13 protein-coding genes are annotated in these 15,699 nt (G+C 61.8%); 4 read left to right on the top strand and 9 right to left on the bottom strand.

Features of this window, described 5'->3' with window-relative positions; translation table 11 throughout:
• Positions 1-12 precede the first annotated feature (12 nt).
• The 5 genes from NUH88_RS19120 to NUH88_RS19140 all read right to left on the bottom strand — a co-directional run bounded on the left by NUH88_RS19120 (position 13) and on the right by NUH88_RS19140 (position 6,312).
• Complete coding sequence (locus NUH88_RS19120; protein WP_257768199.1) at positions 13-1,689, bottom strand: ABC transporter ATP-binding protein; 1,677 nt, start codon at positions 1,687-1,689, stop codon at positions 13-15.
• 13 nt (positions 1,690-1,702) lie between these two features.
• Entirely contained in the window at positions 1,703-2,797 is a 1,095-nt protein-coding gene (locus tag NUH88_RS19125; RefSeq protein ID WP_257768201.1) for an ABC transporter permease, read from the bottom strand.
• A gap of 73 nt (positions 2,798-2,870) precedes the next feature.
• Complete coding sequence (locus NUH88_RS19130; protein ID WP_257768203.1) at positions 2,871-4,253, bottom strand: CmpA/NrtA family ABC transporter substrate-binding protein; 1,383 nt, start codon at positions 4,251-4,253, stop codon at positions 2,871-2,873.
• Between the two features lie 320 nt (positions 4,254-4,573).
• A complete protein-coding gene (locus tag NUH88_RS19135) occupies positions 4,574-5,740 on the bottom strand; it encodes a CmpA/NrtA family ABC transporter substrate-binding protein (RefSeq protein WP_257768205.1) in 1,167 nt (388 codons plus the stop codon).
• A complete protein-coding gene (locus NUH88_RS19140) occupies positions 5,737-6,312 on the bottom strand; it encodes an ANTAR domain-containing response regulator (protein ID WP_257768207.1) in 576 nt (191 codons plus the stop codon). Before NUH88_RS19140 ends, NUH88_RS19135 begins: the two co-directional genes overlap by 4 nt.
• A 758-nt stretch (positions 6,313-7,070) precedes the next feature.
• On the opposite strand from NUH88_RS19140, the gene NUH88_RS19145 reads away from it, so the two are divergent.
• The 4 genes from NUH88_RS19145 (at position 7,071) to NUH88_RS19160 (ending at position 10,940) form a co-directional block, all read left to right on the top strand.
• Positions 7,071-7,919: a formate/nitrite transporter family protein gene (locus NUH88_RS19145; RefSeq protein WP_257768209.1), complete on the top strand. Its 849-nt coding sequence runs from the start codon at positions 7,071-7,073 to the stop codon at positions 7,917-7,919.
• Between the two features lie 53 nt (positions 7,920-7,972).
• Complete coding sequence (locus NUH88_RS19150) at positions 7,973-9,712, top strand: bifunctional protein-serine/threonine kinase/phosphatase (protein WP_257768211.1); 1,740 nt, start codon at positions 7,973-7,975, stop codon at positions 9,710-9,712.
• A 27-nt stretch (positions 9,713-9,739) separates the two neighbouring features.
• A complete protein-coding gene (gene cynS, locus NUH88_RS19155; RefSeq protein WP_257768213.1) occupies positions 9,740-10,189 on the top strand; it encodes a cyanase in 450 nt (149 codons plus the stop codon).
• A gap of 253 nt (positions 10,190-10,442) precedes the next feature.
• Entirely contained in the window at positions 10,443-10,940 is a 498-nt protein-coding gene (locus NUH88_RS19160; RefSeq protein ID WP_257768215.1) for a PAS domain-containing protein, read from the top strand.
• A 40-nt stretch (positions 10,941-10,980) separates the two neighbouring features.
• Here NUH88_RS19160 and NUH88_RS19165 read toward each other — a convergent pair whose 3' ends face one another.
• From NUH88_RS19165 to NUH88_RS19180, 4 genes are all read right to left on the bottom strand, one after another.
• Positions 10,981-11,472, bottom strand: a complete 492-nt coding sequence (locus NUH88_RS19165) for a PAS domain-containing protein (RefSeq protein WP_257768217.1) — start codon at positions 11,470-11,472, stop codon at positions 10,981-10,983.
• A 122-nt stretch (positions 11,473-11,594) separates the two neighbouring features.
• Positions 11,595-12,116: a hypothetical protein gene (locus NUH88_RS19170; protein WP_257768219.1), complete on the bottom strand. Its 522-nt coding sequence runs from the start codon at positions 12,114-12,116 to the stop codon at positions 11,595-11,597.
• A gap of 62 nt (positions 12,117-12,178) precedes the next feature.
• Positions 12,179-14,590 (bottom strand): GcvT family protein, encoded by a 2,412-nt coding sequence (locus NUH88_RS19175; RefSeq protein WP_257768220.1) that lies wholly within the window; start codon positions 14,588-14,590, stop codon positions 12,179-12,181.
• A complete protein-coding gene (locus tag NUH88_RS19180) occupies positions 14,587-15,450 on the bottom strand; it encodes a MurR/RpiR family transcriptional regulator (RefSeq protein ID WP_257768221.1) in 864 nt (287 codons plus the stop codon). Before NUH88_RS19180 ends, NUH88_RS19175 begins: the two co-directional genes overlap by 4 nt.
• Between the last annotated feature and the right edge of the window lie 249 nt (positions 15,451-15,699).

Raw genomic sequence — 15,699 nt, forward strand, 5'->3', positions numbered from 1 at the left:
GCTGTCTGTTGTTCAGGCAGCATCGGCGTGTGCGCCACGCTCGTACTCTTCGAGGAAATTCAGGATCTCCTCGCGGTAGCCGTAATAATTCGGGTGTTCCAGAAGGGCGCGCCGGGTGCGCGGACGCGGAAGGTCGACCTCCATTACCGCTCCGATCCTGGCGTTCGGACCGTTGGTCATCATCACCACCTTGTCGGCGAGCAGGATCGCCTCGTCGACATCGTGCGTGACGCAGATCGAGGTCACCTGGGTGCGGCCCCAGACCTCCATCAAGACCTCCTGAAGATCCCAGCGGGTCAGGCTGTCGAGCATGCCGAAGGGTTCATCGAGCAGCAGCAGTTTCGGCGAGAGGGCAAAAGCCCGGGCAATGCCGACCCGCTGCTTCATTCCGTTCGATAGATCTTTCGCAGAGCGGTCCATCGCGTCGGCGAGCCCGACGCGGGCCAGGTAGTATTCGACAATGTCCTTGCGGTCCTGTTCCGTCGCGTGCGGATAGACCCGCTCCACGCCGAGTTCGACATTCTGCCGTGCCGTCAGCCAGGGCATCAGGGACGGAGCCTGGAAGACGACGCCGCGGTCCGGACCGGCATCGCTGATCTCGCGGCCGTCGAGGATGATCCCGCCGTCGCTGATCCCGGTGAGACCAGCCATCATCGAGAGCACTGTGGACTTGCCGCAGCCGGAATGACCGATCAGCGAAATGAACTCGCCCTGCTTCAGCTTGAGATCGAATCCGTCGACCACGGTGAGGGGGCCTTTCGGTGTCGGATAGACTTTGCGAACCCCGGAGAATTCGACATATCCCTCCTCGATCGGCGAATGCGCCGCGTCCTGGTAGATTTTCGGGGGCATGTCCTTGCGGGTGATCGGCACGACGTCCGGGAGGATCCGGCTCTCGTCCGCAGCCGCTGCATGCTCTGCTCCGATATCCATCAGATACTGGGTGATCTTGGCCCGCAGATGCTTGAAGGCCGGGTCATGGTTCATCGCCGTCCGGTCGCGGGGGCGCGGGATGTTGACCTCGAAATCCGGACCCAGTGTGGCGCCGGGTCCCACGGTCAGAGGAATGACCCGGTCGGCGAGAAGAAGCGCCTCGTCCACATCGTTGGTGATCAGGATGACCGTCTTTTTGTCCCGGCTCCAAATCTGCTCGATCTCGTCCTGCAGTTTAGCGCGGGTGAGCGCGTCGAGCGCGGAGAGCGGCTCGTCCAGGAGGAGAATCTCCGGGCTCATGGCGAGTGCGCGGGCAACGGCCACGCGCTGGCGCATTCCGCCGGAAAGTTCCGCCGGACGCCGCTCCGCCGCATGCGAAAGGCCGACCATCTCGATGGCCTGCTCAACACGGCGTTTGCGATCCGCCTTGCTCTCCTTCGAGAACACCTCGTCCACCGCGAGCGCGATATTGCCGTGCACGGTCAGCCAGGGCATCAGGGAGTAGCTTTGGAACACCACGCCCCGGTCGGGTCCCGGTCCCTTCACCGGCCTGCCTTTCAGCAGAATCTCTCCCGCGTCCGGTTCGATCAATCCGGCGATGCTGGAGATCAGCGTGGTTTTGCCGGAGCCGGAGAAGCCGAGGATGGCGACGAACTCGCCTTCCTCCACTTCCAGCGAAACGTTGTCGAGAACCGACGTCCTGGCAGCGCCGAGACCATAGGCCTTGGAAAGGTTCTTCAGTTCGAGGAATGCCATGTCAGGGTCCTCCTCAGCGGGTCTCGGAGAAGGAGAACATCGTCTGCAGCGCCATCATGACGCGGTCGAGCAGGAAGCCGATGATCCCGATGGTGAAGACGGCGACCATGATCTTGGCGAGCGACTGGGACGAACCGTTCTGGAACTCGTCCCAGACGAACTTTCCGAGGCCCGGATTCTGCGCCAGCATTTCGGCCGCGATCAGCACCATCCATCCGACGCCGAGCGAAAGGCGCAGGCCGGTGAAGATCAGAGGGAGGGCCGAAGGCAGGACCAGTTTCAGGACCTTTACGGACCAGGAGAGATTCAGCACCCGCCCGACATTGATCAGGTCCTTCTCGATACTGGCGACACCGAGCGAGGTGTTGATCAGGGTTGGCCAGAGCGAGCAGAGGGTGACGGTGACGGCGGATATCACGAAGCTCTTCGGAAAGAGCTCGCTGTTCGTGGTCGAGAGGGCCGAGACGATCATGGTCACGATCGGCAGCCAGGCGAGCGGGCTCACCGGCTTGAAGATCTGGATCAACGGGTTCAGAGCCGCCGTCGCGGAGCGCGAGAGGCCGCAGATCACGCCGATCGGCACGGCAAAAATCGTGGCGATGATGAATCCGAGCGCGACGGTTTTCAGCGAGGTGACGATCTGGTCGAAATAGGTGGGCTTCCCGGTATAGGAGCGCTCCTTCACCTTGTCCGCCTTGCCGGCGGCGATCAGCTTCGCGTTGCGCTTTTCCTGGCGTTCGTAGAAAGCCGCTTCCTTGTCCCGTTCGCGCAGGTGGTCCGCATAGAGATTTTCGACCTGCTCCCAGACCTCCGTCGGGCCCGGCACGGTGCCGAGAGAGGTCTGCACCATCGGCGCGGTCGCGGCCCATAGCGCGAGGAACAGCGCGATACCGAGTGCCGGAAGACCGAGCCCGCGCCAGAGTTCCTTTATCTGGCCCGCCGGGCTATCGCCGGCCGCCATTTTCAGGATCGGCGTGACCCAGCCGAGGGCGAGAAGGTTCAGATAGCGGTCCGCCCGGGTAATCCGCGCGTAAATCCGGTCGCGCCGCGCGGCCCGTGCCACGTCCGGCGTCTCGTTCGCAAGATCCATCGCATCCGTCGCGGTCATGATCTCAATCCTCGATCTCTATGCTGGAAAGAGGCGGGACCGGCGTCAGGAGCACCGCCGGTCCCGCCCGCGCTCAACCGCCGGCGACCTGGTTGCCGGTCACGATTTCCTTGCCCTTGAGGCCGATCGGGAACTGTTCCAGATAGGCGTTCGGGGTCCGGCCATCGAAAGTGTGACCGTCGATGAAGGCGGATTGGGGCGCGCGATACCCGTCGGTATCCCAGGGGAAGTCGGCCTTTTCGACGTGACCTTCCTCGACCAGCATTTCCGCGGCCTTGAGATAGATGTCAGGGCGATAGACCTTGCGTGCGACCTCGTCGTACCAGCCGTCGGTCTTCGCTTCGGGGATCTGGCCCCAGCGGCGCATTTGGGTCAGGTACCAGACGGCATCCGAATAGTAGGGATAGGTCGCGAAGTAGCGGTAGAAGACGTTGAAGTCCGGAACGTCCCGCTTGTCGCCCTTCTCGTATTCGAAGGTGCCGGTCATGGAGTTGGCGATTACCTCGGCGTCGGCACCGACATATTCGGAGCGGGCCAGGATCTCGACCGCTTCCATGCGGTTGGCATTGTCGTTCTCGTCGAGCCATTTGGCGGCGCGGATCAGCGCCTTGGTGAGAGCGAGCGCGGTGTTCGGATACTTCTCCGCGAACTCGGCAGTGATGCCGAAGACCTTCTCGGGGTTGTTCTTCCAGATCTCATAGTCGGTGATCACCGGCACGCCGATGCCTTTGAAGACCGCCTGCTGGTTCCAGGGCTCGCCGACGCAATAGCCGTAGATCGTGCCGGCCTCGAGCGTCGCCGGCATCTGCGGCGGCGGCGTCACCGAGAGCAGCGCGTCGGCCAGGATCTGCCCGCTGATGTTCTCCTTGCTGTAGAAGCCCGGATGGATGTCGCCCGAGGCGAGCCAGTAGCGCAGCTCGTAATTGTGGGTCGAGACCGGGAACACCATGCCCATGTTGAAGGGCTTGCCCTCGGCCTTGAACTTCTCGACGACCGGCTTCAGGTACTCTGCCTTGATCGGGTGGGTGATCTTGCCGTCGGGATCCTTCGGCAGATGTGGCTTCATCATCTCCCAGACCTCGTTCGAGACGGTGATGCCGTTGCCGTTCAGGTCCATGGAGAAGGGGGTGATGATATGGGCCTCGGTACCGAAGCCGATGGTCGCGGCGAGCGGCTGGCCGGCCAGCATATGGGCGCCGTCGAGTTCGCCGGTGATGACGCGGTCGAGCAGGACCTTCCAGTTCGCCTGAGGCTCCAGGGTCACGAACAGGCCTTCATCCTCGAAATAGCCCTTCTCGTAGGCGATCGCGAGCGGAGCCATGTCCGTCAGCTTGATGAAGCCGAATTTCAGCTCGTCTTTCTCGACATCGAGCATTTCTGCGGCCGAGGGGGCCGCGAACGCGACGGCAAGCACGGCCGTCGCGGCAACTTTCTTAAGTCCAGCAAAAAACTGCATCTCATCTCTCCGACCTCGACCGGTCCGCTCCCGTCCGTCTGTTGGGGGAAGTAGGAGCGCCGGTCAGATGGTGACCGAGGGCAATAAAAAAAGCCGCTGACCCGGCGGACTCGCATTTCGCGGTCCTCTGGATCGAGCGGCTTTGCCCGGCTTCTGCCCCGCCTTCGGGGCTAAACCCAAGAGTGTTCCGTCTTTGGACGCACTCCTATCTCGCAATGCAGCATAACGGCATTCCGCCGCCGCGCAAGAAGAAAAAGACTATTTTTTGTTCAAAAGTCCCTTTTGATTAATAAATAGGCAATTGCGCGTGTTTTAGCCTATCAGGCGACAAGATCCGGATCGAAAATCGCGCCGTCGCAGAACCGGTCCGGGTCCAGAAAAAGCCGGCCCGCCGCGGATGCCGCGGGCGTCGGCTCGGAAAGCGAGCCTTCCAGTTTCGCATTCGCGCTCGGTACGTCGATTCCGAGAGGGCTCAGGGATTCGCGATAGAGATTCGGCGCCATGATGTTCCGCACCAGCCGTCGGTGCTCGGGTGTTACTTTCATGAAGCCCCAGCGCTCCATCTGGTCAAGGAACCATAGCGCCTGTGACAGCCAGGGGAAGCTCGACGCGCCGCTCTGGAAAACCATAAATCGCTCGACACGCTCTTGCAGACCTTGCGGCGTCCGGGTCAGGGCACCGGAGAGAGCCCGTTCGATGACTTCGGCGGAGAGATCGAGATAGCTCTCCTTCGCCAGCAGTTCGGACAGGGTGACGCGATTACCCGGGTCTTGCGCCCAATTCGATGCGCGGTAAAGCGCGCGGAGCAGGGCATGGACGGCATCCGCATTCTCTTCCGTCCAGCGCCGGCGCATGCCGAAGACTTTCTCCGGAGCGCCGGCCCATATATCCGTCGCGGAAAGAAAGATCGAGGCCGTGCCCATGTCGACCGAGACGGAGCCCCAGGGCTCGCCCACCATCATGCCGTCGATGACTCCATTGGCGATCGCCTCCGGCATCAGCGGCGGCGGAATGACCTCGATCCGTACATCCTTCGCCGGATCGATGCCCTCGGCGGCAAGCCAGTAGCGCAGCAGGAAATGATGGGTCGAGAAGAAGAACGGCACGCCAAAGGTCACCGGACGGCCGAGTGTCCCCGCGCGGATCTTCTCCGAGATCGCACTTGGCGATGCGTTCGCCGGCAGGCCAACAGCATGCAGGAAATCGGTTGTCGCGCAGACCACATCCCCGTTCAGGTTCAGCACATACGGCACCACCAGATCGGCGGGGGGGCCGGCAAGGCCAAGATTGGTCGCGAGCGCCATCGGAGCCAGCAGATGCGAGGCGTCATAGAGGCCGACGGCCAGCTTGTCGCGGATGTTGGACCAGGAAATCTCCCGGTGCAGGGAAACCTCGATCCCTTCTTCGCGGGCGAAACCGATTTCTTTCAGCGCCACAAGCGGCGCCGCGTCGACGAGGGGGATGAAACCGATGCGGATTGCCGTCATTTCTGCAGCAACTCCGCTGCGGTCACGATGCTCTCCGCGATCTCGGCGATCCGCCTGTTCTGGTTCATCGCCGTGTTCCGCAGCAGTTTGTAGGCCTCCTCTTCCTCGATCCCCTTCATCTTCATCAGGATGCCTTTTGCCCGATCGATCAGTTTGCGTTCGGTGAGCGCGGCTTTTGCCGCATCAAGTTCGGTCTGAAGCCGGCTGAAAGTGTTGTAGCGGCTGATCGCCAGTTCCATGACCGGCTTGATCCGTTCCTTGGCCAGCCCGTTCACCACATAGGCGCCGACGCCCGCTTCGACAGCGGCGGCGATCGAGCTCTCGTCGCTATCATCGACAAACATCGCGACCGGCCGTTTCACCTGGCGCGATACCTCGAACATTTGCTCCAGCATGTCGCGGCTGGGCGCTTCCAGATCGATCAGCACCGCATCCGGATCGAGCTCTGCGAGCCGTTCCAGAAGGCGGTCGGTTTCCGCGAGTACGACGACGTCCGGAAAGCCAGCTTCTCCGAGCGCTTCCTTTATCAGGCTGGCGCGCTCCTTTTGCTGGTCTATGACGACAATATTCATTGGCAGAGGGCGTCCAAAATCAGCATATCGGCGTGTTGCATTGCAAAAAATACGCCATTTGAACCGGCTCATTGACTGAGCGAAGGTTTTTACTGACCGCTTGCGGATGTCGGAAAGGTTCGCAACTCTTTCCTCCTGCATCTGCGAGATCAAAAAAGAGGCGATTGCCTTATATCGTGCCTCGGAAACGCATGAATTCGAGGAACGTCACCGTTGAATTAATCAACCCGCTCAAAGCACTCAAAATAACTGCCTTCGATATTGCATTTGGACTGCAGAGTGGGGTGGGAGGCATTCGTTTCGGATGCTGGCCATCATTTCGCACTTGCAAAATAGAAATTCCCACAATTATTCTTTGGACGTGAATGGCTGTCATCGGATCGATGGCCCTGTCTCCGCCGCAACGATGCGGTATCTCAGTCAAGTGGCCTCGTGCGAGGCATGCAGCAGTGGCGCTGCGACTTCGGTTCTCCCGCTTGCCGGGCGAGCTGTGGGATCGCGGCGATCTCTCCGCGTTTCCAGACCGAATTACCGTACGGCGCCGGCGATACCGGCGTCATCGAGGTCAGAGTGGAGACCACATGCCGGACCAGCACGCACTCCTTTCCGGAAACGATTCCTCGGGGCCCGTCCCGTTCGGCCATCCGCTCTCTTCGCTTGCGCACAGGCCTGTCGCCATTGACCGGCCGTCCTGCACACAGGCGAGGCCCACGGCAGCTGCCGTGCGCTGCGCCGTTTCCTCCTGAAAGGAGCCAGATATGGCTTACATCGTCCCGTCCGAGTTCGCGGCGAAGATGATCGACGCAGGTGAGTCGAAAGTCTTCATGTCGACCAAGGACACTTTGATCCGGGCCTATATGGCCGGCGCCATCCTTGCCCTTGCCGCCGCGTTTGCGGTCACCGTCGCGGTGAATACCGGTCAGTTCCTGATCGGAGCGCTGCTCTTCCCGGTCGGTTTCTGCACCCTCTACCTTCTTGGTTTCGACCTGTTGACCGGTGTCTTCACACTCTGCCCACTGGCCTTGCTCGACAAGCGTCCGGGCGTGACGCTTGGCGGCGTGCTCCGGAATTGGGGCCAGGTCTTCGTCGGCAATTTCGCGGGCGCCTTCACGGTCGCCGTATTCATGGCCATCATCTTCACGTTCGGCTTTTCCGAAGAGCCGAATGCTGTCGGCCAGAAGATCGGCGTAATCGGCGAGTCGCGGACGGTCGGTTATGCCGACCATGGCTGGGCCGGCATGCTGACGCTCTTCATCCGTGCGGTGATGTGTAACTGGATGGTTTCGACCGGCGTCGTCGCAGCGATGATGTCGAGTTCGGTCTCCGGCAAGGTCATCGCCATGTGGATGCCGATCCTGATCTTTTTCTATCTCGGCTTCGAGCACTCCATCGTGAACATGTTCCTGTTCCCGTCGGGACTGCTGCTTGGCGGCGATTTCACCTGGGGCGATTACCTGCTCTGGAACGAAATCCCGACGGTGATCGGCAACCTGGTCGGCGGCCTGACATTCGTCGGCGCGACGATCTACGCCACCCACTACAAGACCTCGCCGAAGCGGAACGAGATCCAAACCGCTTCGACCTCGGCCCGCATGCCGGCCGAATAAAATCTCGACGGGAGCCCCGGCCGTATGGCCGGGGCCCTCCATCGGAGTCCCGGATGCCCTATGACATGAACGCGTCCCCGACCCTTGCAGTCAGTATCGGGAGCTACTCCGACTCCGGCCGGAAGAAGGTCAATCAGGACTTCCACGGCGCACTTCTGCCCGAAGGCCGGAACCTGGCGTTAAAGGGCATCGTGCTCGCGGTCGCCGACGGTATCGGCTCCAGCACCGTCAGCCGTGAGGCGGCGGAAACCTGCATCAAGTCGTTGCTGACGGACTACTACTGCACGGCCGACAGCTGGACGACACGCTCCGCCGCCAGCCGCGTCATCGCAGCGACCAATTCCTGGCTTCATTCACAGAACAGGCGGGCTCATCTTGAGAGCATCGATCTCGGCTGGGTCTGCACGCTCTCCGCTGTCATCCTCAAACACCGGACGGCCCATATCTTTCATGTCGGCGACAGCAGGATCAGCCGGCTCTCGGGCGACAGCCTGGAGCCGCTCACCCGGGACCATCGCCATGTTGTCTCCGAGAGCGACAGCTATCTCGGCCGCGCCATGGGGGCCGCTCCGTCGGTCGAGATTGATTATCTGCCGGTCGATCTCGCCCCCGGCGATGTGTTGTTGCTCACCACTGACGGGATTCACGATCATCTGCCGCAGCGCGCCGCCGCGGAATGTATCCGCGACAGCGCTTCGCTCGATGCGGCGGCGGAAGCGATCGCCGCGATCGCCCTCGAACATGGCAGCGACGATAATTTGACGGTCCAGATCGTTCGGATCGAGTCGCTCCCGGAAGCGACCGCGGAAGCGCCATCGACTGCCGAAGCCCAGCTTCCTCCGCCGCCCTTGCCGAACGCGGGGGATGTTCTGGACGGCTACAGGATCTTGCGCGCCCTGCACGCGAGCCATCGCAGCCACATCTTTCTCGCGTCGGCGCCCGACGGCCGTCAGGTCGTGCTCAAGATTCCCTCCCTCGACCAGCGGGAGGATGCCGCTTACCTGCGTCGTTTCGCGATGGAGGAATGGGTCGCCAGGCGGATCACAAGCCCCCACGTTCTCGCGGCGGTCCCATCACCCGAAGAAAGAACGGCCCTCTACACTGTCACCGAGTTCGTCTCCGGACGCACGCTTCGGCAATGGATGCGGGACCACCCCGCGCCGAACCTCGACAAGGTTCGCGACATTGTCCGTCAGATCGCGATGGGCCTGCGCGCCTTCCACCGTCAGGAGATGCTGCATCAGGATCTCCGCCCTGAGAATATCATGATCGACGACGAGGGAACGGTGAAGATCATCGACCTCGGATCGACCTATATCGCCGGAGTCGATGAAGCGGCTCCGGAACCGCAGGAAATCCTGGGGACGCTTCAATACACGGCCCCCGAATATTTCACGGGAGAGCCCGTGAACTGGTCCGCAGACCTCTTCTCTCTCGGGATCATCGCTTACGAAATGCTGACGGGCCGGCTGGCATATGGGACGACAGTTTCCAGGATCCGCAGCCGCCGCGATCTCGGCCGGCTCACCTATCGCAGCGCCTGCGGCGAGGACAACGTCGTGCCGGACTGGATGGACGAGGCGCTGCGGCGCGCCATCAGTCCGCATCCCTCGCGGCGCCAGGCGGCGCTTTCCGAGTTCGTCGGCGAGCTCTCCGCTCCGGGACCCGGCTGGCGTGCCCGGACCCAGCGCCCGTTCGCCGAACGCGATCCGGTCCGGTTCTGGAAGATCGTCTCGCTTGTACTCGCTCTGCTTGTCGTCGTGCTTCTCGTGCGGCTCGCGGACGGATTTTGATCGTCACGTTTAAAGAAAAGGAAATCCATGACTCTCGAAAACAAGGAAGATGTCACTGTTCTGATCCTCAAGTTCAAACGGGCTGCCGGGCTCACCTGGGAGGGGATTGCGGAAAAGATCGGCATGAGCCCGGTCTGGACCCACTCGGCCTGCATGGGCATGAACGCCATGCCGAAGGACAAGGCCGAAGCTCTGGTCAAGGTGCTCGCGCTGCCGCAGGAGGCCGCCCTGATCCTTGAGGAAAGCCCGACCAAGGTCTGGGAACAGAGGGTTCCGACCGATCCCTGTATCTATCGCCTCTACGAGATCGTCGGCGTCTATGGGCCAACCATTAAGGCGCTGATCCACGAGAAGTTCGGTGACGGCATCATGTCCGCGATCGATTTCGACATGTCCGTGACCCGGGTGGAGAACCCGAAAGGCGACCGGGTGAAAATCGAGATGTCCGGAAAATATCTCGCCTACAATTCCTGGTAATGAAAAGGGAAGTGATCTTCGGATGTGGCCTCCAGATGCGAACGGACACTGCTTGAGCGGCGACCACTTTCCGCCAAACATCAGTTCCGGTTTTCCCGCAATTACCGCCGAAGCATGGCGCCCGGCGATACGTGCCGGTCCAGCCGGGATTGGTTCTATTTGCGATTTATTTGATTCAATTTCGATGAAGCGTGTAGGCTGACTCCGGCAGAGATTGGCGAAGCGAACTGTCTCCGAGAAACGGGGGATTGATTTGACGCCGGAGATCGTATGGGGCTCGGCCAGGGACGAGCGGCGCCTGCTTGACGCGGAGACGGTTCCCGCGCGTCATCCGGTGCGGCTGTTCCACGAATATTATCTCTCGCGGCGCGAACGCGATGGCTATCTTGACCGTAAAGCCCTCGATCCCGCGGAATTGGTCACGCTTTTGCCCTGGGTTCAGATCCTCGAGGAGATGGAGGACGGAAGTTTCAATCACCGTCTGATCGGCACGGCGGTGACCGACTTGGTCGGGCTCGACAATACCGGAAAACCGTTCGGATACGGCATCAGCGACGATTTCAAGGAGCTGCGTCTCGAGGAGTTCCAGGCCGCGTTTCGGACTGGCGATCCTGTCTTTTCCAGATCCTCCCTGATGCAGGATGACCGAAGCTTCATCACCGTGATACGGGGCGTTTTCCCCGGCAAGGCGGGCCGCCGGCGCTTGGTCTATATGCCCCTCGCGGCGGAAGAAAAGCGTTTGTACGAGTAACGGATATTGACGGCTGGCCGTTTCAGCCATGCCGTCCGGCTCAATAGCCGTCTTCGAGGTCCGTCTGGCGTTCGAAATCGAGCACCGCCAGCAGCATGTTGACGGATTCCCCATCGTTCGAGAGCGGCAGGATCGCGCGTTCGATCTTGTGGCGATAGTCGTCGGGCTTGCGAAAGGAATGGTCCGAGAATACCGGGCGCTTCTCCGTGACGGCCAGACCGTATTCGCGCAGCACCTTTTCCCGGACGTCGCCGAAGTCGATCTCGTCCAGATAGCTGCCGGTATAGTCGCTGCCGAACATCTCGACGATCTTCGTGCCGGCAAGCCGCACTTTCATCCGGTTCCGGGAGCCTTCGACATCCAAAAGGATAATCAAGGGAAGGAGCCCGGGCATTTCCAGCGGGTCGAAGTCGGCACGGCTGGCCATCGGCCGGTCCCGCCGTTTTTCCTGCCAAAGCCGGAAGGCTTCGCGCAGCAGTGGAGAACTCACATTCTCGAACGGTTTTTCGGAGACGTTCGCTTTCGGGGTCACGCGGCATCACTCACTGGCGGGCAGAGTGAGAAATTGCACTACAGCAACCTTGGCGCGTGGTGAAGTAAAAAATACACCGGAAAATAATATGGGGGCAGTTTTTGCTATAGCCGGACAGTAACTTAGGAAACAGGTCCGCATCCGCGCAGTTTCGCTGTCGCTCGGCCGTCCGGCAGGAAAAACGCGGTCGAAGGTTCCTCGCCGACCGTTGTGATCACGATCGTGGCCCCGGCGATCTCGGCACCGTCGATCACTGTCTGGCCCCAGGCGCTTTCGGCGGAGGTGTCATCGACGTCCACGGTGAAGATGACGCGCTGTCCGGCTTCAAGCGTGCCAAACAGGATCGACGCGACGCGGTCGCCGTCGCGGACCGGAGCGAAGCTGCGCACTGCCTCGCGGCCCTCCAGAAGCTCGAACGGCTGGTAGACGCTCGCGCCGGCGCCGCCTTCGGAAATGTCGAACACCAGGCCGGCGGCCGAACTGCGTAGATCGATCTGAAGGCCAAAATCGTAGAGGTCGCAGGTGCTTCGGTTCTCCACGATGATCAGATCGACCGGGGAGGCTTCGGTGAAGGTGACGGACAAATCTTCGGCCGCGGCGGCTGGGGCCGAGGCGAGCAGCAGGACCGGGAGCAGGGCGTGCAATCTGTCGAGCCGGATCATTTTGAAGAATGTAGAACGCTGGTCCCGAGAGCAAAGGGGCGAGGTCAGCCGGCGTCTGCAATGCGTGCGCGCATCCGGTTTCCGTTCGGGTCGAAGGCGGCCCCCGCTTGAGCACGCGCACCGACCGGTTCTCCTGCGACATCGATTTCCAGGTCTTTGCCGATGGCATGCGGATCGAGTAGGGCGAGTGCCACCGGCGCGCCAATGCGGTAGCCAAAAGCGGCCGAGCTGGTCTTGCCGACAATCGCGCCGTCGAGCCTCACGGGTTCGTTGCCAAGCGGCCAGGAGTCGGTTTCGGCGATCAAGGTTGCCACCGTTGGCCGGTCCGAGCGTTCTCGCCGTGCTTCAAGGGCGTCCCGGCCGATGAAGCCGGTTTCCCAGGCCACGGCGAAGCCGAGTCCGAGCTGTAGCGGATCGAGATCGGTGTCGATGTCATGTCCGTAGGCGAGAAACTGTTTCTCGATCCGCATCGCGGTTTGGGCGAACAACCCGGCCGGGCGCGCGCCGGCCTCGGAAAGGGCGTGGAGTATGATTTCGGCATCTTCCGATCTGCAGGTGATCTCCCAGCCATATTCGCCGACATAGGAGAGCCGCGCCGCCCGTATCGGCCGTCCGGCAATCTCGGACGCGGCGTGGGAGAAGTAGCGGATGCTGTTGAGGTCCGTAGCGCCGATCCGATCCGCGATCGCTCCGCTTTCGGGCCCCATCAGTCCCAGGACAGCATATTCCTCGGTCTCGTCCGTCACGGTCACGCGTTCGTCGGTCTTGAGATGCCGCCGGAGCCAGGCGAGGTCACGCTTGACTGCGCCGGTGCCGACATAGAGACGGTAAGATTCATCGTCGAGACGGAGGGCGGTCAGGTCGCTCTCGATTCCGCCTCGCGCATTCAGCATGGTGGTGTAAATCGCGCGTCCCGGAGGCTTGGCCATATCATTGGCGCAGACACGGTTGAGGAATTGCTCCGCATCGGGACCTCGCACCGCGATCTTGCCAAATGTTGACTGGTCGAAGATCGCGGCGCCTTCGTGCGCAATTCTAATCTCCGCCCCGACAGCATCGAACCATGCCGGTTTCCCGAAGCTCAGCGGTTCTGCTGCCTCGTCGCTGAAATAGAGCGGCCGTTCCCAGCCATAGACTTGGCCGAATTGGGCGCCGGCACCGCGCCAGGCCGCATCCAGGGGCATTCGGCGGAGATCGCGGGCGCTCGACCATTGCCGCCCGGGGTAGGTGATCTCGTAATGCTTTCCCAGCACTTCGGGAGCGCGGGCTGCAAGGGCGCCGGCGGAATTCAGGCATGCAGGAAAGCGCTTCGGGTCGGCTTCATGGAGGTCTACCGGAGGGTGGCCGTCGCGGATTGTGTGAGCGAGTGCCATTCCGGCGCCGCCGCCGGTCGCGACCCCGACGGAGTTCATTCCGCATCCGAGGAACAGCCCACGCGTCTCTGCGGTCTCGCCGAGCAGGAAAGAGCCGTCCGGTGTGAAGCTCTCGGGGCCGTTCAGCAGCATCTTCACCTCCGCCGTCTCAAGCGCGGGCAGCCGGTGAAGCGCGCCGGTCATCATCGGTTCGAAATGATCCCAGTCCTCAGGCAAGAGCTGGAACGCGAAATCCTCTCCTAGCCGTGCCGGGTCGATCGATTTGCCGAGCGGCTCGAAGCAGCCGACGAGAAGGCCGCCGGAATCGTCCCGGATATAGAGATGGGAATCGTGGTCGGAGAGTGTCGGCAGATTGCCTTCGATTCCCGCGACCGGTTTGGTCAGGAGATAGAAGTGCTCGCATGGCCACACCGGCACTTCTGCGCCGGCTCTCGCGGCAGCCTCCCGGCTCCAAAGGCCCGTGCAGAGCGCGACCGCATCGGTCCGGATCCGGCCGGCCGCGGTTTCGACAGCGGTTACACGGCCGCCGTCCGTTTCGATCCCGAGCATCGGTGTGTCCTCGAAAACTTTGGCACCTCGGGCTTTCGCGCCTTTGACGAGGGCGGCGCAGAGATCCGAGGGACTGACCCGTCCGTCGTCCGGCGACCAGACCGCGCCGATCACATCCTCCGCATTCATCAGAGGCCAGCGCTCTTTCGCCTCGCCGGCGGAGACGACGCTCGCTTCGACGCCATAGAGCGCCGCGAGGGCCGCCTGGCGGCGGATATGGGTCATCCGATCCTGTGAAGTCGCGATCGACAGGGAGCCCTTGTTGATCCAGCCTGTGGCCTGCCCGGTCTCTTCTTCGAGTGAGGAAAAGAGCTCGATCGAGTAGCGGATCAGATCGGTGAGATTGCGTGTCGAGCGCAACGCTCTGACCTGCGCGGCGGAATGCCAGGTCGTTCCGGATGTCAGTTTGTTGCGCTCTATCAGGACTGCGTCCGTGATCCCGAGTTTTGCGAGATGATAGAGCGTTGAGCAACCTAGGATCCCGCCGCCGATCACGACGACGGATGCGTGGGAGGGAATGGGGTGATCGCTCATCCTGCGTCGCTCCAGTAAAAATTCGCGTGTTTCAGGGCAGCCTCGAACCGGGCGATCGAGGCGATGGCGGCATCTCCACGCGCGACGGCGACTGCCGCGCTCACCGCCTCGAGGGCTGCGTTGAGGCTGATTTTCGATGGGAAATAATGCGGGTTTCGGGTCTCGATGAAGATCGCGGCCTCCGCCAGCCGCGCGAGCGGGGAACTCGGACGGTCGGTAAGGATGGCGACGCGCGCACCATGCGCGTGAGCGAATTCCGCCGCTTCAACGGTCGGCCGGGCATAGGGTAGGGTGCTGATGGCGAAGACGACGTCGCCGGCGCTGACCGGCGCGACGCCGTCGATTGCATTTTGGCCGGCGATATTCACAAGCTCGATCGCCGGTTGAGCCATGCGGCATACATAGTGAAACGTTGCGGCCGGTCCGAAAGTCGCGCCGGAAGCGACCACGAAGGTCTTCGGCGCGCTGGCGATCAAGGCGGCAACCTTCTCAACGTTGCGGGCGAACCAGGTTTCATGGAACTGCTCCAGACCTGCGATGCCCGCATCCGCGGTATCGGTCACGAGCCCAGCGATGCCGCCGTCTCGGGTGTTTCGCCGCAGATCGGTGGCCCGATCTCGATAGCGCCCGCCTGCAAGGCTCTCCTTGAAGACGTCGCGAAAATCTTCGTAGTTCCCGAAACCGAAACGGCGCGCGAGCCGCAACATGGTTGGGGGAGAAACGGCGGCCTGTTCCGCCATACCCCGCATTGAGGTGACGGCGACGGCTCCCGGATTGTCAAGAACGGCGGCAGCGGCCCGGCGCATGCTCGCGCTGAGCTTGGGCAAGGCTTCGGTCAGAGAGTCCAGGAGCTGTTCCACGGTGCCTATTGTATAGTTTGTAACAAACGATACAGATGATTGCTTAACTGTTACATGTCGCGCAATAGGAAATGCGTAAGGCTCGGAAAGGCAGGCGTAGAGCGACGATTGACAAAAGAAACATTTGATTCGTACGGTTAAAGGACGCTGCATGATCCGTCCTGGATCGGCGGCAAAACAATAAAATGCAACAGGGCTGGCCAGTCTTTCTTGTGCAACGCAGGAGTGGTGGCCGGTTTTCAGAGGCTT

It is taken from the genome of Nisaea acidiphila (assembly GCF_024662015.1).
GTDB classification, from domain to species: Bacteria; Pseudomonadota; Alphaproteobacteria; order Thalassobaculales; family Thalassobaculaceae; genus Nisaea; species Nisaea acidiphila.